The organism is Brevibacterium sp. K72, from assembly GCF_050562175.1.
GTDB classification, from domain to species: domain Bacteria; phylum Actinomycetota; class Actinomycetes; order Actinomycetales; family Brevibacteriaceae; genus Brevibacterium; species Brevibacterium casei.
In genome coordinates this window covers 2,367,426-2,386,266 of record NZ_CP191582.1, presented here as the reverse complement: position 1 = coordinate 2,386,266, position 18,841 = coordinate 2,367,426, and the positions used below count along the sequence as shown (strand labels likewise).

Annotated in this window: 15 protein-coding genes; 6 read left to right on the top strand and 9 right to left on the bottom strand. The window is 69.5% G+C overall.

Features of this window, described 5'->3' with window-relative positions; translation table 11 throughout:
- Window positions 1-5: 5 nt before the first annotated feature.
- From ACQ1RG_RS10625 to ACQ1RG_RS10615, 3 genes are read right to left on the bottom strand one after another with little or no spacing between them, the layout of a single operon-like run.
- Window positions 6-1,154: an acyl-CoA dehydrogenase family protein gene (locus tag ACQ1RG_RS10625; RefSeq protein ID WP_430600108.1), complete on the bottom strand. Its 1,149-nt coding sequence runs from the start codon at window positions 1,152-1,154 to the stop codon at window positions 6-8.
- A 36-nt stretch (window positions 1,155-1,190) separates the two neighbouring features.
- Window positions 1,191-1,730 carry a 5-(carboxyamino)imidazole ribonucleotide mutase gene (gene purE, locus ACQ1RG_RS10620; RefSeq protein ID WP_430600107.1) on the bottom strand — a complete coding sequence of 180 codons (540 nt, stop codon included), beginning with the start codon at window positions 1,728-1,730 and terminating at the stop codon, window positions 1,191-1,193.
- Between the two features lies 1 nt (window position 1,731).
- Complete coding sequence (locus ACQ1RG_RS10615; RefSeq protein WP_430600868.1) at window positions 1,732-2,901, bottom strand: 5-(carboxyamino)imidazole ribonucleotide synthase; 1,170 nt, start codon at window positions 2,899-2,901, stop codon at window positions 1,732-1,734.
- A gap of 143 nt (window positions 2,902-3,044) precedes the next feature.
- On the opposite strand from ACQ1RG_RS10615, the gene ACQ1RG_RS10610 reads away from it, so the two are divergent.
- A complete protein-coding gene (locus ACQ1RG_RS10610) occupies window positions 3,045-3,539 on the top strand; it encodes a GtrA family protein (RefSeq protein ID WP_430600106.1) in 495 nt (164 codons plus the stop codon).
- Between the two features lie 42 nt (window positions 3,540-3,581).
- Here ACQ1RG_RS10610 and ACQ1RG_RS10605 read toward each other — a convergent pair whose 3' ends face one another.
- Together ACQ1RG_RS10605 and ACQ1RG_RS10600 are read right to left on the bottom strand one after the other, a co-directional pair.
- A complete protein-coding gene (locus ACQ1RG_RS10605; RefSeq protein ID WP_009374812.1) occupies window positions 3,582-4,760 on the bottom strand; it encodes an alkaline phosphatase family protein in 1,179 nt (392 codons plus the stop codon).
- Window positions 4,760-5,347: a DUF5998 family protein gene (locus tag ACQ1RG_RS10600; protein ID WP_119296556.1), complete on the bottom strand. Its 588-nt coding sequence runs from the start codon at window positions 5,345-5,347 to the stop codon at window positions 4,760-4,762. Before ACQ1RG_RS10600 ends, ACQ1RG_RS10605 begins: the two co-directional genes overlap by 1 nt.
- 61 nt (window positions 5,348-5,408) lie before the next feature.
- Here ACQ1RG_RS10600 and ACQ1RG_RS10595 point away from each other — a divergent pair, with 61 nt between their 5' ends.
- The 3 genes from ACQ1RG_RS10595 (at window position 5,409) to ACQ1RG_RS10585 (ending at window position 11,904) form a co-directional block, all read left to right on the top strand.
- A complete protein-coding gene (locus tag ACQ1RG_RS10595; protein ID WP_430600104.1) occupies window positions 5,409-8,081 on the top strand; it encodes a GNAT family N-acetyltransferase in 2,673 nt (890 codons plus the stop codon).
- Window positions 8,082-8,461: 380 nt separating this feature from the next.
- Window positions 8,462-9,013 (top strand): TetR/AcrR family transcriptional regulator, encoded by a 552-nt coding sequence (locus tag ACQ1RG_RS10590; protein ID WP_009374809.1) that lies wholly within the window; start codon window positions 8,462-8,464, stop codon window positions 9,011-9,013.
- A gap of 155 nt (window positions 9,014-9,168) precedes the next feature.
- The gene (locus tag ACQ1RG_RS10585) at window positions 9,169-11,904 is read left to right on the top strand and encodes a DNA gyrase/topoisomerase IV subunit A (RefSeq protein ID WP_144587937.1); all 2,736 of its coding nucleotides are present in this window, start codon (window positions 9,169-9,171) and stop codon (window positions 11,902-11,904) included.
- Window positions 11,905-12,347: 443 nt separating this feature from the next.
- On the opposite strand, the gene ACQ1RG_RS10580 is transcribed toward ACQ1RG_RS10585, so the two are convergent.
- Complete coding sequence (locus ACQ1RG_RS10580; RefSeq protein WP_430600103.1) at window positions 12,348-13,751, bottom strand: adenylate/guanylate cyclase domain-containing protein; 1,404 nt, start codon at window positions 13,749-13,751, stop codon at window positions 12,348-12,350.
- Between the two features lie 419 nt (window positions 13,752-14,170).
- Window positions 14,171-15,124, bottom strand: coding sequence for a biotin--[acetyl-CoA-carboxylase] ligase (locus tag ACQ1RG_RS10575; protein ID WP_119296560.1), 954 nt, complete (start codon window positions 15,122-15,124; stop codon window positions 14,171-14,173).
- 67 nt (window positions 15,125-15,191) lie between these two features.
- Here ACQ1RG_RS10575 and ACQ1RG_RS10570 point away from each other — a divergent pair, with 67 nt between their 5' ends.
- A complete protein-coding gene (locus ACQ1RG_RS10570; protein ID WP_009374805.1) occupies window positions 15,192-16,772 on the top strand; it encodes an acyl-CoA carboxylase subunit beta in 1,581 nt (526 codons plus the stop codon).
- Window positions 16,769-17,104, top strand: a complete 336-nt coding sequence (locus ACQ1RG_RS10565; RefSeq protein ID WP_009374804.1) for a hypothetical protein — start codon at window positions 16,769-16,771, stop codon at window positions 17,102-17,104. The genes ACQ1RG_RS10570 and ACQ1RG_RS10565 overlap by 4 nt, the downstream gene beginning before the upstream one ends.
- A gap of 17 nt (window positions 17,105-17,121) precedes the next feature.
- Here the strand turns inward: ACQ1RG_RS10565 and ACQ1RG_RS10560 are convergent, their stop codons facing one another.
- Both ACQ1RG_RS10560 and ACQ1RG_RS10555 read right to left on the bottom strand, forming a co-directional pair.
- Window positions 17,122-17,916: a TetR/AcrR family transcriptional regulator gene (locus tag ACQ1RG_RS10560; RefSeq protein WP_119296561.1), complete on the bottom strand. Its 795-nt coding sequence runs from the start codon at window positions 17,914-17,916 to the stop codon at window positions 17,122-17,124.
- Window positions 17,917-17,980: 64 nt separating this feature from the next.
- Entirely contained in the window at window positions 17,981-18,778 is a 798-nt protein-coding gene (locus ACQ1RG_RS10555) for a carbon-nitrogen hydrolase family protein (RefSeq protein WP_119296562.1), read from the bottom strand.
- Between the last annotated feature and the right edge of the window lie 63 nt (window positions 18,779-18,841).

Below are 18,841 nucleotides of genomic sequence, written 5' to 3'. Positions count from 1 at the left end.
AGGCCTCAGCCGAGCAGCTGGCGGCCCATGACGAGGCGCTGGATCTGGTTCGTGCCCTCGTAGATCTGCGTGATCTTCGCATCGCGCATCATCCGCTCGACGGGGTGGTCGACGACGTAGCCGGCACCGCCGAGGAGCTGGACGGCGTCGGTGGTGATCTCCATCGCGGCATCGGAGGCGAAGGCCTTCGCCGCGGCTCCGAAGTACGTGAGGTCGGCGTCACCGCGTTCGCTCTTCGCCGCCGCGGTGTAGGTGAGCTGGCGGGCGGCCTCGAGCTTCATGCCCATGTCGGCGAGCATGAACTGGATGGCCTGGAAGTCGGCGATGCGCTTGCCGAACTGCTGGCGCTCCCTGACGTAGTTCAGCGCGTAGTCAAGCGCCCCCTGCGCGATGCCGACGGCCTGCGCGGCGATCGTCACACGCGTGTGGTCGAGGGTGCGCAGCGCGATCTTGAGACCCTCGCCGGGTTCGCCGACGATCCGGTCCCCGGGCAGGCGGACGTTGTCGAAGAGGAGCTCGCGCGTGGGCGATCCCTTGATGCCGAGCTTGCGCTCCTTCTCCCCGAAGGTGAACCCCTCGTCGGACTTCTCGACGACGAAGGCGGAGATGTTGCGGCCCCTAGCCCCATCGGGGTCGGTGACGGCCATGACCGTGTAGTACTCGGAGACCCCGGCGTTCGTGATCCAGGTCTTCACCCCGTTGAGGATCCAGTCGTCCCCGTCACGGGTCGCGCGGGTCTTCATCGACGCGGTGTCGGAGCCGGCTTCGCGTTCGGAGAGCCCGTAGGAGAAGCCGGCCTCTCCGCGGGCGACGGGGGCGAGGTACTTCTCCCTGATCGCCGCGTCTCCCCCGAGCTGGACGGGCATGCTCCCGAGCTTGTTGACGGCCGGGATGAGGGAGGAGGACGCACAGCCGCGGGCGACCTCCTCGATGATGATCGCCACGGCCAGGGCGTCGGCCCCGACTCCCCCGTACTCCTCGGGGATGTGCGCGGCGAAGAAGTCGGTCTCGACGAGCGCGTCGTGGGCTTCCTGGGGGTACCGGGATTCGGCGTCGACCTCGGCGGCGAAGGGGGTGATCCGCTTCTCGACGACGTCACGCACCGCCTGGCGGATCTCTTCGTGCTCTTCACTGGGCTGGTAGAGGTCGAACATCGTGCTCCTTTGACTGATCGATCGTTCAGTCAACAATTATTGCCCGAGTGCCGCCCCTTTGTCGAGGGCGACCTGACGCAGGCGGGCCCGATGCTCGTCGAGGCGGGAGCGGATCCGCGCGGACTCCTCGTCGGTTCCGGCGCCGAGGATGCGGGCGGCGAGCAGGCCCGCGTTCTTCGCTCCGCCGATCGAGACCGTGGCCACGGGCACGCCGCCGGGCATCTGGACGATCGAGAGCAGAGAGTCCATCCCGTCGAGGTACTTCAGCGGCACGGGCACGCCGATGACCGGCAGGGACGTCATCGAGGCGATCATGCCCGGCAGGTGGGCCGCTCCCCCGGCCCCGGCGATGATCACCCGCAGTCCCCGGTCGGCGGCGGTCTTCGCCCACTCGACCATGTCCTCGGGCATCCGGTGGGCAGAGACCACCTCGGCGGAGGAGTCGATGCTGAGTTCGCTCAGCGCCTCAGCGGCCTCCCGCATCGTCGGCCAGTCCGAGTCGGATCCCATGACGATCCCGACCGGGGGGCTCGCCGAGGCGGCTGCCCCGGTGCTCGTCTCTTCTGCAGCTGCCATGTCAGGCCCTTTCGTCGGGGTCCGCAGCGCCGGAGCGTGCGGGTGCGGTCGCGGGGACTCCCGCGGGCGCGGGCATCTCCGGATGGGGGTTCGGGTCGACGCCGGCGATGAAGTCCGCGGCATGCCGGGCCCGGGCGAGGACGAGCTCGCGATCGGAGCCGTACGCGTTGACGTGGCCGACCTTGCGGCCCGGACGCACGCCCTTGCCGTAGAGGTGGACCTTGACCGCGGGATCGTGGGCCATGACGTGGAGATAGGGCTGGTAGAGGTCCTCGTGCTCGGCCCCGAGGATGTTGACCATGACCGAGACGTCCTCTCGGGCCGCGGGGCTGCCGAGGGGCAGGTCGAGGACGGCGCGCAGGTGCTGCTCGAACTGGCTGGTCACCGACCCGTCCTGGGTCCAGTGACCGGTGTTGTGCGGGCGCATGGCGAATTCGTTGATGAGGAAGCCCTCAGGGGTCTCGAACATCTCCATCGCCATCACCCCGGTGACGTCGAGGGCGCCGGCGACGGTGAGGACCGCCTCGGTGATGGCGCGCGCCTTCTCCTCCGGCAGTCCCGGGGCCGGGGCGATGGCCTCCTTGCACACCCCGTCCTGCTGCCAGGTCTCGACGACGGGCCACACGGCGGTCTGGCCCATCGGGGACCGTCCGACCATGACGGCGAGCTCCCGGGTGAAGTCGACCTTCTCCTCGGCGAGGAGGACGGGGACATCGCTCAGCCAATCGGCCACCTCGGCGGAATCGGTGATGACACGCACGCCCTTGCCGTCGTAGCCCCCGCGCGGGGTCTTGGCGATGAACGGATACCCGACCTCGGCGGCGAAGGCCTCGGCATCGGCGGTCGAGGTGATCTCCGCCCACCGCGGGTTGGGCAGTCCGAGCTCGTCCATGCGCCGGCGCATAAGGATCTTGTCCTGGGCGAAGATGAGGGCCTGCGGGCCCGGCCGGACCGCGTGTCCGGCGGCGACGAGGGCCTCGAGGTGCTCGGGCGGGACGTGCTCGTGGTCGAAGGTGAGGACGTCGACGGTCTCGGCGAAGGCCTTGAGCGTCGCGAAGTCCGTGTAGTCGCCGACGACGACGTCGTGGATGACCTGGGCCGCCGGGGAGTCGGCGGTCTCTGCGAGGACGGCGAAGCGGACTCCGAGGGCCTCTGCTGCGGGGGCGAGCATGCGGGCCAGCTGGCCTCCGCCGATGACGCCGATGGTTGGAAAAGTCACGCACCCATCCTAGCGGCGGCTCCCAGCCGGGCCACATCGGCGCTGTCGTACGATGGACTTCGTCGAAGCCGCGCGTCAGGGGACAGGAGGGCACCGTGGGCCGCACCCGCGCCGAGCTCTCCCGCCTCGCGAAGTTCACCGCCGTCGGGGCCCTCGCGTTCCTCGTCGACCTCGCCGTCTTCAACCTCATCCTCTTCACCACCGACATCGGCCCGCTCATCCCCAAGGTCGTCTCGGTCGCCGCGGCGACGACGGTGAGCTGGCTGGGTTCGAGGCACTGGACGTTCCGCGACGGCCGCACGAGCCGACCGTGGCGCGAGGCCATCGGCTTCTTCGCCGTCAACGCCGCAGGCCTCGGCATCGCCGGACTGTGCCTGATCATCAGCCACTACGTCATGGGCCTGACCTCGCCGCTGGCCGACAACATCTCCGGCAACGTCGTCGGCGTGCTGCTGGGCAACGTCTTCCGTTACGTCATGTACTCCCGCGTGCTCTTCCGCGTCCCCGGCACATCCTCGCCGAGGCGGGAGGTCGTCGTCGGCGGGTCCTCGGTCGACGAGCCGTGCGTCGACGTCCCCGCCCGACGGTGACAGCGGTGACCGTCGCGGTCGCACTCCCCCGGAAGGCAGCGCTCACACCACGAGGAGCGGGATCCGCAGTTCGGCGTCCGTCGTCGCTCCGTGGTGTCCGATGAGGGCGAGCGCCGAGGCGGACTCGGTCTGCGAGTCGACGACGGCGAAGCCGTCGGTGCACACGGCGATGACGTCGCCGATGCGGCCGAGCACCCGCGGATCGACGGGGCCGAAGTAGCCGCGGGCGATCGCCTCGGCGCGCGGGAGGACGAGGGCCCGGTCGCCCAGGGTCTCGGTCCAGGCGGCCGCGACGTCGGCCTCGGCTCCGAGCTGCGCGTAGAGATGGAGGGCCCTGGGCTCCCCGCCGAGGTGGCGCAGCCCCGCCTTGAGGTCGGGGGCGTCGACGAGGTCGAGGCGACGATCATGGTCGATGTCGACCATGCCGTGGTCGGCGGTGACGACGAGCGCCGAGTCGTGGGGCAGGTCCTGGGCGAGGCGGGAGAGCGCGCCGTCGATGCGTTCGAGCTCCTCGCTCCAGTTCGCCGAGTTCGATCCGCTCACGTGCCCGGTCTTGTCGAGGTTGCCCCAGTAGAGGTAGACGAGCCGGGTGCCCGGCGCCCTGACTTCGGCCAGCGCCTGCGCGGTGCGCTCCTCGAGCGTCTTCGACGCACGGAAGCGTCCCCCGCGCAGGGAGGCGCGGTTGAGGCCGCGCCCGGCGAACTTCGCCTCGCCGAGGCTGACGACGTCGACGCCGGCGCCCTCGAGGCGTTCGAAGAGCGTCGCATCGGGCACCCACGTGAGCGGGTCGACGTCGAGATCCCACGTGAGCTGGTTGAACACGGCGTCGCGGGCGGGGTCGAGCAGACGATAGCCGACGACTCCGTGGGCTCCGGGCAGACGACCGGTGGCGAGCGAGGACAGGGAGTTCGCCGTCGTCGATGGGAATCCCGTCGAGATCGGCCGCCTGGTCGAGGCGAGCGACCGGAAGAAGGGGGTGTAGCCGCTGTTGCGGCTGAGCAGCTCCTCGCCGAGCCCGTCGACGAGGACGACGACGACGGTGCGCGCCTCCCGGTCGAGGCCGAGCCCCTCGGCCCGCCTGCCGGCGGTCTCATCGAGGATGTGACCGGCACCGAGGGCGAGCGACGCGGCGGGGACGACGTCGGAGAGCAGCGGCCCCGCATAGTCGGGAGGACCGAGCAGGGTCGAGAGGTCGACGCCGTCGGTGTCGGGGGTGGTCATCAGCGACGCGCTCGGAGGCGGGCGTGGAAGACGGCCTGACGCAGCCGGTCGGCGAAGGCCGCGATCCGGTCGACGGCCGCCTGCCCTTCGGCTTCGGCGGAGACGCGGAGGACGACGTCCTCGGCGAACGTCGACCCGCCGTAGCCGTGATCGCCCATGCAGTCGGGGTCCCCGCACGTCTCGGGGAAGGCCTCGATGCGGCGGGCGGCACCCCACGAGAGGGTGAGCGAGACCTCGACGGGAGCATCGCCGGGAGTGTAGGAGGCGGGGTCGGTGAAGGTGCGCCCGACCATGACGGTGCCGAGGCGTTCGAGTTCGATGTCCTCGCTGCTCGTCACCGCCCTGGCCCTGCCGCCGGGAGCCGCTGCCGGGTCGTCGTCGACGTGGGCGAGCAGCAGCCTCGTCTCCGTGAGGACGAAGGCGGTGACATGACGGTGGATCGACTCGATGTCGACGTGCGTGTCGATGTGGACGAAGTGGCTGAGCACCGGCTCGCCGAAGAGGGAGTCGGCGAGGATGCCCTGGGTGAGCTGCGGATAGTATCCGGCCGACTGGAGGTCGCGGACGAGGACTTCGGGTAATGCCATGGACTCCATTGTGCCGTACTCGCCGCCTGTGCCGAGTCCGCGGCCCGCCTATGCTTGAGGCATGGAAGACTATCCTGCCGGGTGGGAAGCCGATGTCGTCCTCCGTGACGGCGGCACCGCCCATCTGCGCCCGATCGTGCCCTCCGACGCCGATGCGCTCGCGCGCATGCACGAGGCGCAGTCGCCGGAGTCGATCTATCTGCGCTTCTTCGCGCCCCTGCCCAAGCTGCCCCAGCGCGACCTCGACCGCTTCGTCAACGTCGACCATCACGACCGGGTGGCGCTCGTGATGACGATCGGCGACGACATCATCGGGGTCGGTCGCTACGACAGGATCTCCCCCACCTCGGCAGAGGTCGCGTTCAACATCGCCGACGCCCACCAGGGGCGCGGGATCGGCTCGATCCTCCTCGAGCACCTCGCCGCGGCCGCTCGGGAGTCGGGCCTGCGGAAGTTCACCGCCGAGGTGCTCCCCCAGAACCGCTCGATGCTCCAGGTCTTCCAGGCCGCCGGCTACGAGGTCAGTCGCGGCTTCGACGACGGGGTCGTCGCCGTGACCTTCGACATCGACCCGACGGCGCGGTCGATCGAGGTCCAGGCCACCCGCGAGCACCGCGCCGAGGCGAAGAGCGTGCGCACCGTCCTCCATCCCTCCTCGGTCGTCGTCATCGGGGCGAGCCGAAAGCGGAACTCGACGGGCAACCTCCTCATCCGCAACATCGTCTCAGCCCATTTCACCGGCGAGCTCTGGGTCGTCCACCCCGAAGCGGACCAGGTCGCGGGCGTGCCCGCGTACCCCAGCCTCGGCGATCTGCCGGGCACCGCCGACCTCGCCGTCATCGCGGTGCCCGCCGACTCCGTCACCGAGGTGGTCCAGGAGTGCGCAGCCCACGGCGCCAAGGCCGTCCTCGTCATCTCCTCGGGCTTCGCCGAGACCGGACGCGCCGGCGCCGAGCTGCAGCGGCAGGTCGTCGCGACCTCCCGGGCGTACGGGATGCGGCTCATCGGACCGAACTCGTTCGGGATCGTCAACGAGGCCCCCGATGTCCGGCTCAACGCCTCGCTCGCCCCGTTCCTCCCCGAACCGGGCACGCTCGGGCTCTTCAGCCAGTCGGGGGCGCTCGGCACCGCGCTGCTCGCGACGGCGAAGAACCGGGGCCTGGGCATCTCGACGTTCGTCTCCGCGGGCAACCGCGCCGACCTCTCCGGCAACGACCTCCTCCAGTACTGGGAGGAGGACCCGGCCACGCACACCGTGGGCCTCTACCTCGAATCGATCGGCAATCCGCGGAAGTTCTCCCGCATCGCCCGCCGCGTCTCCCGGGTCAAACCCGTCATCGTCGTCAAGTCCGATGTCACGGGGCGCGAGCTGCCGCCCGGGCACGTCGTGCGCACCTCCTCGCTCGCCCCGCACGCCCTCGACCAGGTGCTCGGTCAGGCGGGCGTGGTCCGTGCCGACACCGTCCACCAGCTCTTCGACTTAGCCCAGGTCTTCTCGACCCAGCCGCTGCCGGCCGGGCGCCGGGTGGGTGTCATCGGCAACTCGGCGGCGCTGTCGACGCTCATCGTCCAGCGCGCCCGGGCCGAGGGGCTCACCGTCGAATCCGCCGTCGTCTCCCTCCATCCCGAGGTCGATGCCGAGACCTTCGGGGAGGCGCTCGAGGCGATGTACGACCGCGACGACATCGACTCCGTCATCGTCACCTTCACCCCTTCGGCCGGGGCCGAGGAGAACGAGATCGCCGCCCGTCTCGCCGAGGCCGCCGCACGGTCCGCGAAGACGACCGTCGCGTGCTTCCTCGGCATCCACGGCGTCCAGGACGAGCTCACGAGCTTCCTCACCGACTCCGAGGGCAGACGCGTCACCCACACGGTGCCGAGCTACTTGGGACCCGAGGACGCAGTGTGGGCGCTCGCGCGCGCCACCGACTACGCCCGCTGGCGCTCTGCCGACCACGGCCGCTTCCTCGAGATCGAGGACCTCGACGACAAGGGCGTGCGCGAGATCGTCGATGAGGCGCTCACCGGCGCCGCCCCCGGCTGTCCCGTCGTCCTCTCCCGAGAGCGCGCGCGGGAGCTGCTGGCCTGCTACGGGATCGAGACCGTCCCGTACATCACGGCCGCCTCGGTCGCCGAAGGACTGCAGGCCGCGGAGACGATCGGCTACCCGGTCGCGCTCAAGGCCGTGACGAAGTCGCTGCGCCATCGGATGGAGCTCGGCGGTGTGCGGCTGAACATCGACACCCCCGAGGAGCTCACCGAGGACTTCACCGCGATCCAGGACCTCATCGCCTCCCTGCCCTCGGACGAGGAGCCGCTCATCGACGTCCAGGCCATGGCCCCACCCGGCGTGCCCTGCGTCATCCGCGCCGGCGAGGACCGCCTGCTCGGCCCGATGCTCTCGTTCTCCCTGGCCGGGGACACGACCGAGCTCCTCGGCGACGTCGAGCACCGGGTCGCACCGCTGACCGACAAGGACGCCGGGGAGATGATCCGTGCGATCAAGTCCTCGCCGAGGCTGTTCGGCTATCGCGGGCTGCCGCCGGTCGACATCGACCCCCTCATCGACGTCCTCGAACGCCTCTCCGTCCTCGTCGAGCGCCACCCGCAGCTCCTCGACATCGAGATGCATCCGATCGTCGCGACCGAGACGACGAGCTTCATCCTCGACGTCCGCATCTCCCTGCTCGCCGACGCCACCCGGATCGACACGACGCGGCGCCTGCTCAGCTGAGGGCTCCGCCGAGACATCCGACGTCTGCGGCGCACCTCGGGTATCGTCGGAGGTGCAGGGGTCCGCGTCGGACCGCCGGGCCGCCACCTGGCCGACAGGGATCGTCCGGTGCGACGACAGTGCCGCTGTTCGGGTCGAAACGCCTGCTCATGGGCGCGGGCGACCCGATTGGTGGGAACCGACTGGCAGTTTGGCGAGTCATATACCAATCCCCCGAGCGAACATGTAGTGTCTGTATCCGTTCGAGCATGAATAGTTATGCATTTGTGCCCAAAACCCCGCGGCCGGACCCGGTCGCTGTCTGTGACCCCCAGTGGTCATTCACCGTCAGCAGGCACTCCTGCGCTGCAGGAGCGCCCACGAGAGCGAGGCAGAGAGCATTGATCTCACGCAAAGATGTCGTCACGGATTCCGCGATCGCCGTCGTCGCCGAGCAGGGAGTCCGCGGGCTCACGCACCGCGCCGTCGACGCCATGGCAGAGCTGCCGGTGGGCTCGACATCCAACGTCTACCGCACCCGCGACGCCCTCGTCACCGGGATCCTCGAACGGATCGGCGAACTCAACGCCCGTCAGTTCGACCGGCTCGTCGAGAACACGGCGGCCGGCGGCACGCCGCTCGCCGATGCCGCCGTCGGGCTGTGCTTCGATCTGCTCACCACCGACCGCGACCGCTTCTACACCTCCGTCATGCTCAGCCTCGACCCCGCGCTGCCGGCGGAGGCGCTCGCGGCGAAGCGGTCGAACATGGCGACCGTCGACTCGTTCGTCATGAACCTCTGCGGCATCGACGCCGACCTCGCCCGCCGCATCACCAGCTCGGTGCTCGGCATGATGATCGCCGAGCTCATGTCCGGTTCGCCCTCCCGTGAGCACGTCGAGGCCTACATCGGCGAACTCTCGAAGTGGATGAACGACCTCCCGCGCTCGTAGCAGGACTCTCCCGTCCACGGTGCCCCTGACCACCGCCTCGGCGGGGCGGAAGCGACACGAGACCACGAGGTGGGCCTGGGAACACGATTCGAACGCTAGAATCGACGGGTGCCGCCGCTGAGGGACAGCGGACGCGAGTGTGTGACAGGAGTTCCATGACCGAAGGCAGAGTCATCGATGTCGACGTCTCGGCGGAGATGGAGAGTTCCTACCTCGAGTACGCCTACTCGGTCATCTATTCGAGAGCTCTGCCCGACGCCCGTGACGGCCTCAAGCCGGTGCAGAGGCGCATCGTCTACCAGATGGGCGACATGGGACTGCGACCCGACCGCGGCCACGTCAAGTCCTCGCGCATCGTCGGTGACGTCATGGGCAAGCTCCACCCGCACGGCGACTCCGCGATCTACGACGCGCTCGTGCGGCTCAGCCAGGACTTCATCATGCGGGTCCCCCTCGTCGACGGCCACGGCAACTTCGGCTCCCTCGACGACGGACCCGCCGCACCCCGCTACACCGAGGCGAGGCTGACGACGGCGTCGATGCAGATGATCGCCGGCCTCGACGAAGAGGTCGTCGACTTCGTCCCCAACTACGACAACACGCTCACCCAGCCCGACGTCCTGCCCGCCGCGTTCCCCAACCTCCTCATCAACGGGGCCTCGGGCATCGCCGTGGGCATGGCGACGAACATGGCCCCGCACAACCCGGGCGAGGTCATCGCCGCGTGCAGCCACCTCATCCGCAATCCCGACGCCGACCTCGCCGAGCTCATGCGCTTCATCCCGGGACCCGACCTGCCCACAGGCGGGCGGATCATCGGCCTCGACGGCGTCCGGGAGGCCTACGAGACCGGACGCGGAACCTTCCGGACCCGGGCGACGGTCTCGATCGAGAACATCAACGCCAGGCGCAAGGGCATCGTCGTCACCGAGCTGCCCTACCTCGTGGGACCGGAGAAGGTCGTCGCGAAGGTCAAGGACGCCGTCGGGGCGAAGAAGCTCACCGGCATCGCCTCGATCGACGACTACTCGGACCGGAAGAACGGCCTGCGGCTCGTCATCGGGATCAAGAACGGCTTCAACCCGGAGGCGGTCCTCGCCGAGCTCTACCGGCAGACCCCGCTCGAGGAGTCCTTCGGGATCAACAACGTCTGCCTCGTCGAGGGCCAGCCGCGCACCCTCGGGCTGCGCGAGCTCCTCACCGTCTACCTCACCCACCGCATCGACGTCGTGCGCCGGCGCACGGTCTTCCAGCTGCGCAAGGCCAAGGACCGTCTCCACCTCGTCGAGGGTCTGCTCATCGCGATCCTCGACATCGATGAGGTCATCCAGCTCATCCGCTCCTCCGATGACGCCGCGACCGCGCGGACGAGGCTCATGGACGTCTTCGACCTCTCGGAGCTCCAGGCCACCTACATCCTCGACCTGCAGCTGCGGCGGCTGACGAAGTTCTCGCGTCTCGAACTCGAGGCCGAGCGCGACGAGCTCAAGGAGCGCATCGACTACCTCGAGAGCCTCCTCGCCGACGAGGCGAAGCTGCGCGAGCTCGTCGCCTCCGAACTCGAGGCGACCGCGGAGATCATCGGCACGCCCCGCCGGACCGTCCTCATCGAAGGGGCGATGAAGGAGCTCACGGCGAAGGGGAAGAAGGCCCCGGAGAACCTGCGGATCGCCGATGCACCGACCCGCGTGCTCCTCTCGACCTCCGGTCGGATCGCCCGCACCTCGGATGCCGCGGTGCTCGCCCGCTCGGGCAAACGCGCGAGCCACGACGCCCTCGTCTCCGAGGTGGTCGCGACGACTCAGGGCAAGGTCGGGGCGCTGACCTCGACCGGCACCCTCCACCTCATCGACGTCGTCGACCTTCCCGCGCTGCCGCCCGGTGCCTCGCGGCCCAACGTCGCCGGCGGAGTGAAGGTCGCCGAGTACGCGGCGCTCGAGAAGAACGAGAAGGTCATCGGGCTCATCGACCTCGAGCGCGAGTTCCTCCTCGGCACAGCCGAGGGCGTCGTCAAGCGCGTGTCCGTGGCGGGCCGTCCGAACAAGTCGGAGTGGGACGCGATCGCCCTCAAGGGCAAGGACACCGTCATCGGCGTCGCCCAGCCCCGCGACATCGACGCCTCGCTCGCCGTCTTCGTCACCTCGGCCGCGCAGCTGCTCGCCTTCGACGCCGCAGGCCTGCGGGCCCAGGGATGGAACGCCTCGGGGGTCGCCGGCATCAAGCTCGGCGCCGAGGCGAAGGCGATCTTCTTCGGGGCCGTCCCCCGCGAACCCGATGAGGAAATGTCACTGTCGGTCGTGACGATCGCCAGCGGCGAAAATTTCTACGGTGCGCCGTCCTCGTCGATCAAGGTGAGCGAGTTCGTCGAGTTCCCCACGAAGGGACGGGCCACCTCGGGTGTGCGCGCCCACAAGTTCCTCAAAGGCGAGACCGAGCTCTCGCTCGCCTGGGTCGGCGACTCCCCACAGGCGGCGGCGCAGGCCGGAGGCGCACGCACGCTGCCCGGTGAGATGTCGCGCCGTGACGGGACGGGGTCCCCGCTCGAGTCCAAGATCGACGTCATCGGCACGCTCCCCCGCCTCGGCGAACCGGGCGAGGACGTCACCGGCGGCGGTGGCACCGATGGTGCGGAGGCCGATGGCTCCGGGGACTCGTCGGCGGGCAGCGGACGCTCCGGCGAAAGCGTTCGGGGCGACAGCGGTGCTTCGGGCAGCGGTTCGCCTCAGGCGGCCGGTTCCGGCGGTCTCGCGACGAGCCTCGACGGTCTCGACCTCGATGCCGACGACGCCCGCGAGGCGATCTCGCGCGCCCGCATCGACACGGACAACGGCGTCATCGTCTCCCACGACGAAGACGATGAGGACGACGGCGACGACTCAGCGCTGTTCTGACGGCGGACACGTGCGGGAACGCGCGTACGTTCCCGCAGCAGCACGTCCTACCCGTAGCAACACGTCGTACCCCGGATGCCACTTCGCCCCGATCGCTCCGCAACCCGCACCCGCGGCGCCTAATCCACCCCGTGCAACGGGAGGTTTTGGGGCTAAGAGGGCGGGATGCGAATTGCGGCGCTCGGCCGCATACTCGCAGCAGCATGTCCTACCCGTAGCATCATGTCGCACCCCGGACGCCACGTCATCCCGATCGCTCCGCAACCCGCACCCGCGGCGCCTAATCCACCCCGTGCAACGGGAGGTTTTGGCGCTATGGATGCGGGGTGCGAATTGCTCTCCGCCAAGGGGAGGCTCCGGCGCCAAGGGTGCGAGGTGCGAAAGCCGCAGCATCCGTCCCGCTCCTCGCCGCGCCGGGCCGCCGCGCCGCCGCGCCGCCGAACCTACGATTCGTCGTCGAGGTCGAGCTTCATCCGTGCCGCGGTGCCGCGCTCCATCTGGCAGATGCCGGTCTCGCCGAGTCCCTGGAGAGTGAGCGAGCCGCGCGGTTCGAAGACGTAGGCGTCGGAGGTCGAGAGCACCCGCGCGGTCTCCTCGTCGGTGAAGATCGTTCCCGGCTCGGCGACGGCGGTCAGCCGCGCTGCCAGGTTGACGCTCGAGCCGAAGATGTCGCCGAGGCGCGAGAGCACCCGCCCCCACACGAACCCGACCCGTGCCTGCGGCAGATCGGCGGCCGCGGTGACGCGCTCCATGAGCGACATCGCGATCTCCGCGCCGGCCAGCGGGGTCTCGGCCGCGAAGAACACCTCGTCGCCGACGGTCTTGATGATGCGCCCGCCGCCGGTGGCGACGATGTTGTAGCAGATGCCCTGGAACTCCTGGACCATGTTCGCCAGCTGCCTCGGCTCCATCTTCTGCGACAGCCGCGTGTACGAGACGAGGTCGATGAAGCCGACGGCCCGGGCCAGCGGCATCGACGAGTCGTACCAGCCCTGCCGGTTGTCCATCGCCAGCCCGTCGGAGACGTTGACGTTGAGCCGCCCCATCACCTCGGCGAGGTTGCGCCGCCACGAGTACGTGAGCATCTTCTGCAGCGGGTCGATGAGGTCCTCGATGACCTCGAGTGCCTCTCGCCGGGCCTCGGGTTCGCTCAGGCCCTTCTCCTCGGTGAGGTATTCGACGATCGTCTCCATCTGCCACACGACGAGGCGGTCCGTCGTCTGCCCGATCGCACGCGCCAGCGACAGCGCGGTCTCCTGGTCGATGAGTCCGTCCGCGACGGGCTTCGCCCACATCCGCAGCGCGTGCGCATCGCTGACCGTGTACGCCTTGTCGTGCGCATCCGTCTGCGCCATCCCCAGCGCCCGCCACATCTTCCGCGCCGACACCGTCGAGATCCCGCCGAGCTTCGCCGCCTCCCGGCGATCGAGCACGCGCTTGCCGTCGAGGAGGATCTCCTCGAGCCGCTCGGCCGCCGTCCGCGTCTCGTAGACCGGATCGTCGTCGTCATCGTCGACGATGTCGATCGCCGAGGTGCGCGGGTCCTCGTGCAGTCCCTCGGAGAAGTCGTCGGCCCGGTCGGTCCTGCCCGAGGCACCGTCGTCGACGGATGCCGGGTGTCCGTTGAGCATGTTCGCGGTGATGACCGGCATCGCCGAGGTGGCCGGCAGTTCGCTGTCATCGATCCTCGCCCGCCGGCGGGTCGTGTCAGTGCCGCGTGAGACGGTGTCATCAGAACGGGAGGCGGTGTCATCAGATCGGGAGGCGGCACTGTCGCCGGAACCGGCGTCGGCGATATCGGCGCCGGTGGCGTCGTCTGCGCTGGCGTCACCCGGGCCCCCGTGCACCGATCCGCTGCGCGCTGATCCGCTGTGTGCTGATCCGCTGTGTGCAGAGTCGACGTCCTGCGGTCCGTCGTGGTTGACGCCCTCAGCCCTCGACGCGCCGTGTCCTGGGGCTGAGTGCACTGGAGCGGGATGCCCCGAGGCGTCCTCATCACTCGTGCCCGCGGAGGCACCGTCTGCCGAGCCGGCCCGTGCAACCGCACCCTGCGCGGGAGCACCCGTCGACGTGTCCTGTGTCGGCCAGCCCTCCGCGTCGTTGCCCGCCGTGGCACTGCCCCCGGCAGCGCTGTCCGCCGGACCACGGTTGACCGGTGCGTCCTGTCCCGCAGCGTCTCGCGAGGCGCGCTCTCGCGCACTCTCGTCGTTCCGACGGTGCTCGACATCGTCCGCGGACACGGCGGCCTGCCGGGTGTCCTCACTCATCATCTCGCGGTCGTCCCGGCAGCAGAGGTGTCGGTCCCAGGGGCCGGTCGCAGATGGTGGACGTCGCCGGCGCTCACGGTGGTCCGGTCGTCGATGATGAGGTCCCCGGACGGGTCGAGCCCGGTGGCCGTCCCGATGAGGTGGCTGCCGTCGGGCCGTTCGACCTTGACCCGTGTCCCCAGCGTCACCATTCCCTCGCGCACCTTCTCCGCGGTCCGGCTCCGGCTGAAGTCCTCGTCACCATACTCGTCGATCTCCCTCAGGGCAGGAATGAGCGTGCTGAGGATCGACATTAGCAACGCTTCATGATCGATCTCTGAATCCGGCTGACCGAGCTCGATCGCCAGCGAACTCGCGTCTTCCCGCACGAGGTCTTCAGCCGCGAGCCGGGTGTTGATCCCCATTCCCAGGACGATGCGCGGACCCGAGTCGATCATCTCGATGCGCGCGAGGATCCCGCACAGCTTCTTCCCGTCTGCCGTGAGGACGTCGTTGGGCCACTTGAGGACGGCGGGAACCCCCGCCTCGGCGACGGCCCGGCGAACGGCCTCCCCGGTGAGCAGCGGAATCCAGCCCCAGGACTCAACCCCGGTGCGGGGCGCGAGGAGGATCGAGAACGTCAGCGACTTCCGCGGCGGCACCGTCCACGTCCGTCCGAGTCGACCATGGCCGGCGCTCTGAAAGTCGGTGCCGAGGACGGTGAACACCGGCAGCTCGGACCGGTCCGCGCCGCTGCCGACGACAGCGCCGGCGACGTCGCGGACGGGATGGCCGACCGCCTCGGCGGGGTGGGGATCGAGGTGCTCGGGCTTGCGGACCAGGGCGGCGAGTTCGTCGTTCGTCGACGAACAGGACTCGTCCCAGACGACGAGGGGAAGGTCGAGCCCGGCGGCCTCGGCGCGGGCGCGCAGCGAGCGGACGTCGACGAGGAAAGGCGCGTGTTGGCTGGTCACCAGTCCACTCTAGATTCTTTTGGTGGGAGTGCACAATGAACTCGTGCGCCCTCGATAAGGTGGGGGCATGACGGAAACCCCACGCACCACCGCCGAGCGCATCGACGCCTTCCTCGAGCGTCGCGACGCCGCCCACACCGGCAACGAGAAGTCGGTGGAGAACCAGCACAAGCGCGGCAAGCAGACCGCCCGGGAGCGCATCGACCAGCTCCTCGACGAGGGATCGTTCCAGGAGATCGACGAGTTCGCCCGCCACCACAACACCCAGTTCGGGATGAGTGCGAACCGCCCTGACGGTGACGGCGTGGTCTGCGGTCTGGGCACGATCGACGGGAAGACCGTCGCCGTCTTCGCCCACGACTTCACGGTGCTCGGCGGGTCGCTGGCCGAGGCGAACGGCCGCAAGATCGTCAAGGTCCAGAAGCTCGCGCTCAAACTCGGCTGCCCGATCATCGGCATCAACGACTCCGGCGGCGCCCGCATCCAGGAGGGCGTCGGTTCGATCGCGCTCTTCGCCGAGATCTTCCGCCTCAACGTCGCCTCCTCGGGAGTCATCCCGCAGATCTCGCTCATCATGGGCCCCTCGGCCGGCGGCGCCGTCTACTCGCCGGCGCTCACCGACGTGACGATCATGGTCGACAAGATCAGCCACATGTACATCACCGGCCCGGACGTCATCAGGACCGTCACCGGTGAGGAGGTCGGCCACGAAGAGCTCGGCGGCGGCCGGACGAACAACACGGTCTCGGGCAACGCCCACTACCTCGCCAGCGACGAGGAGGACGCCCTCAACTACGTCCACGACCTGCTGTCGTTCCTCCCGCAGAACAACCTCGACCCGGCCGACGCCGACGTCTTCGAATCCGACCTCGAGCTCACCCCCGAGGACGAAGCGCTCGATGCGCTCATGCCGGATTCGCCCTCCCAGCCCTACGACATCCTCGACGTCGTCACCACGGTCCTCGACGACGGCGAGTTCCTCCAGGTCTCCGAGCTCTTCGCCCCCAACGTCGTCACCGGATTCGGTCGTGTCGAGGGCGTGAGCGTCGGCGTCATCGCCAACCAGCCGATGCAGCTCGCCGGCACCCTGGACATCGACGCGTCCGAGAAGGCCGCCCGCTTCGTCCGCCTCTGCGACGCCTTCAACATCCCGATCCTCACCTTCGTCGACGTCCCCGGCTTCCTGCCGGGCACCGACCAGGAGCTCGGCGGCATCATCCGCCGCGGCGCGAAGCTCATCTACGCCTACGGCGAGGCGACCGTCCCCCTCATCACGCTCATCACCCGCAAGGCCTACGGCGGAGCGTACTGCGTCATGGGGTCGAAGCAGCTCGGTGCGGACATCAACCTCGCGTGGCCCTCGGCGCAGATCGCCGTCATGGGTGCCCAGGGGGCGGCGAACATCGTCTACCGGCGCAAGCTCAAGGCCGCCGAGGAGGCCGGTGAGGACGTCGATGCGCTGCGCGACGAGCTCATCCAGGACTACGAGGACGCTCTGCTCAACCCGTACCTCGCCGCCGAGGAGGGCTACATCGACGCGGTCATCAAGCCGAGCGAGACGCGGGCCCGCATCGTCCGCTCGCTGCGGGCGCTGAAGAACAAGCACGTCGACGCTCCCGCGCGCAAGCACGGTAACATCCCCCTATGAGCGAGGATTCGACGCAGACCGCCGAGCAGAGCACGGCACCGAGCGACGGTGCCGTGTCCGAGGCGAGCACTGGGACGCCGGTGACTTCGGTCGAGGACCGCGCCGTGGTCCGCGCCGACGACGGTCAGCCGGTCAGCGATGAGATGGCCAGTGCGGCCGCGGTCGCCGCGGTCGTCGCGATCCGCCAGGTCGCTCTCGCCTACGCCGCCCACCAGGCCGAAGCGCTCGCCCAGGTCGAGACGACGAAGCACGACCGCGCCGGGTTCAATGCGCCCCGGCGCAACGTCCGCCGTCGCCTGCCCCAGACCTGGACGCAGCCGCTCGGTCGCTGAGGCCGGTCGGCGGGCGCTCAGTCGGTACCGGCGGTGAAGATCGCCCGCAATTCCGCGAAGAGCTCGTCAATGATGGGGTCCGGTTCGCCCTCGTCGCGGCGCAGCCGCATGAACGTCGCCTTGATCGCCATCATCGCCACCGCCGCGAGCACCTCGGCCCGGTAGGAGACCGCAGGCCAGTCCTCGGGGCAGCCGTTCGGGGTCCCCTCCCCCGCCGAGGCGGTCGTTGGGTCCCCGGCTGAGTCGACCGCGGCACTCGCCCCTTCCGTCGCCGAGGCGGTCGCTGAGTCGCGCGTGCCCGTGACGTCAGACTCTGCCGACCCGTCGGCTGCCGTCGCGTCGAGGCGGCGCTGGATCATCTCGCGGAACAGGCGCTCGTTGTTGCCCATCCGCGACATCTGCAGCTGCATGAGCTGAGGCTCCTGCTGGAGGACCCGGTGGTACTGGTGCATCTCCTCGCGGCGGCGCAGCCGGCTGCGGACGACTGCGGCGAGGAGTCCCTCGAGGTCGCTGAGCATGTCCCCCGTCGGTCCGCCCGCCTCGAACTCGGCGATGACCGGCTGGTCCTCGTCGTCGAAGACGGTGTCGGAGCGCCCGAGCAGCGCCTCCTCTTTGTTCGCGAAGTAGTTGAAGAAGGTCCGCCGGGAGACTCCTGCGCGTTCGCAGATCGCCTCGATCGTCACATCGGCGTAACCGCTCTCGAGGGTGAGCTCGAGCGTGGCTCGGCGCAGCGCCCGCCCGCGTTCGCGCTTCTTCCGCTCGCGCAGGCCCTCCGGCCGGTCGGCTGCGGTCACGTCGGCTGCTGAAGACATGCCGACATTATTGCACTCCGTGCATTTTCATCTCAATCCCGTCTCAGCCCCGCGGCAACTGACGTCAGTAGCCGAGCTTCGCGTTCACGAGGACGGGAACCGCCTCGGCGGCCTCATCGGCGAGACCGAGGTCGATCTCGACGATCTCGAGCGTCTCCTCCCCGCCGAGGGAGACGACGACGTGCCCGTACGGGTCGGCGACGAGGCTGTGGCCGACTCCCGTGGGGCCCTTCGGGGGCACGTCGACCCCGCTGACTTCGGGATCGGCCTGGCCGAGGGCGACGACGAACATGTTCGAGTCGATCGCCCGGGCTCGAGCGAGCAGCTCCCACTGCTCGACCTTCCCCGGCCCCGCACCCCACGATGCGGAGACGATGGCGAGGCGAGCGCCTCGGCGGCTGAGTTCGGCGAAGAGCTTGGGGAAGCGGATGTCGTAGCAGATCGCGATCCCCACGGCCTCTCCGCCCAGGTCGACGACGGCCGGTTCCTCACCGGCTGCGACGGTGTCGGACTCCTTGAACCCGAAGGCATCGTAGAGGTGGATCTTCGCATACTCGGTGCGGGTGCCGTCGGGGGCGTAGACGGCGAGCAGGTTGACGACCTTGCCGCCGGAGACGGCGAACTCCCCGGCGATGACGGTGGTATCGGCATCGGCGGCCAGCACGGTAAGCGCCTCGCGCCAGCCCTGCGCCTCGGTCTCGGCGATCTCGCGCAGGCCGCGCCCGAACGCGGACATCGTCGCCTCGGGGAAGACGACGACGTCAGCGTCGGCCTCGGCGGCCCGGCGGGTGTAGTCGCGGACCTTCTCGAGGTTGGCCGCGACGTCGGTCGTCGTGTTGATCTGGGCGAGTGCGAGTCTCATCGCGATCCTCCTGCGGCGGACGGTCGGTGGGCTCTTCTCAGGCTACTCGGGTCCCGACCTCGG

Excerpts from the sequence above, each read along its gene's own strand:
- ACQ1RG_RS10570 (WP_009374805.1), top strand. The coding sequence starts at position 15,192 with ATGACGGAAACCCCACGCACCACCGCCGAGCGCATCGACGCCTTCCTC.
- ACQ1RG_RS10560 (WP_119296561.1), bottom strand. The coding sequence starts at position 17,916 with ATGTCTTCAGCAGCCGACGTGACCGCAGCCGACCGGCCGGAGGGCCTG.
- ACQ1RG_RS10565 (WP_009374804.1), top strand. The coding sequence starts at position 16,769 with ATGAGCGAGGATTCGACGCAGACCGCCGAGCAGAGCACGGCACCGAGC.
- ACQ1RG_RS10555 (WP_119296562.1), bottom strand. The coding sequence starts at position 18,778 with ATGAGACTCGCACTCGCCCAGATCAACACGACGACCGACGTCGCGGCC.
- ACQ1RG_RS10615 (WP_430600868.1), bottom strand. The coding sequence starts at position 2,901 with ATGCTCGCCCCCGCAGCAGAGGCCCTCGGAGTCCGCTTCGCCGTCCTC.
- ACQ1RG_RS10605 (WP_009374812.1), bottom strand. The coding sequence starts at position 4,760 with ATGACCACCCCCGACACCGACGGCGTCGACCTCTCGACCCTGCTCGGT.
- ACQ1RG_RS10595 (WP_430600104.1), top strand. The coding sequence starts at position 5,409 with ATGGAAGACTATCCTGCCGGGTGGGAAGCCGATGTCGTCCTCCGTGAC.
- ACQ1RG_RS10600 (WP_119296556.1), bottom strand. The coding sequence starts at position 5,347 with ATGGCATTACCCGAAGTCCTCGTCCGCGACCTCCAGTCGGCCGGATAC.
- purE (WP_430600107.1), bottom strand. The coding sequence starts at position 1,730 with ATGGCAGCTGCAGAAGAGACGAGCACCGGGGCAGCCGCCTCGGCGAGC.
- ACQ1RG_RS10585 (WP_144587937.1), top strand. The coding sequence starts at position 9,169 with ATGACCGAAGGCAGAGTCATCGATGTCGACGTCTCGGCGGAGATGGAG.
- ACQ1RG_RS10625 (WP_430600108.1), bottom strand. The coding sequence starts at position 1,154 with ATGTTCGACCTCTACCAGCCCAGTGAAGAGCACGAAGAGATCCGCCAG.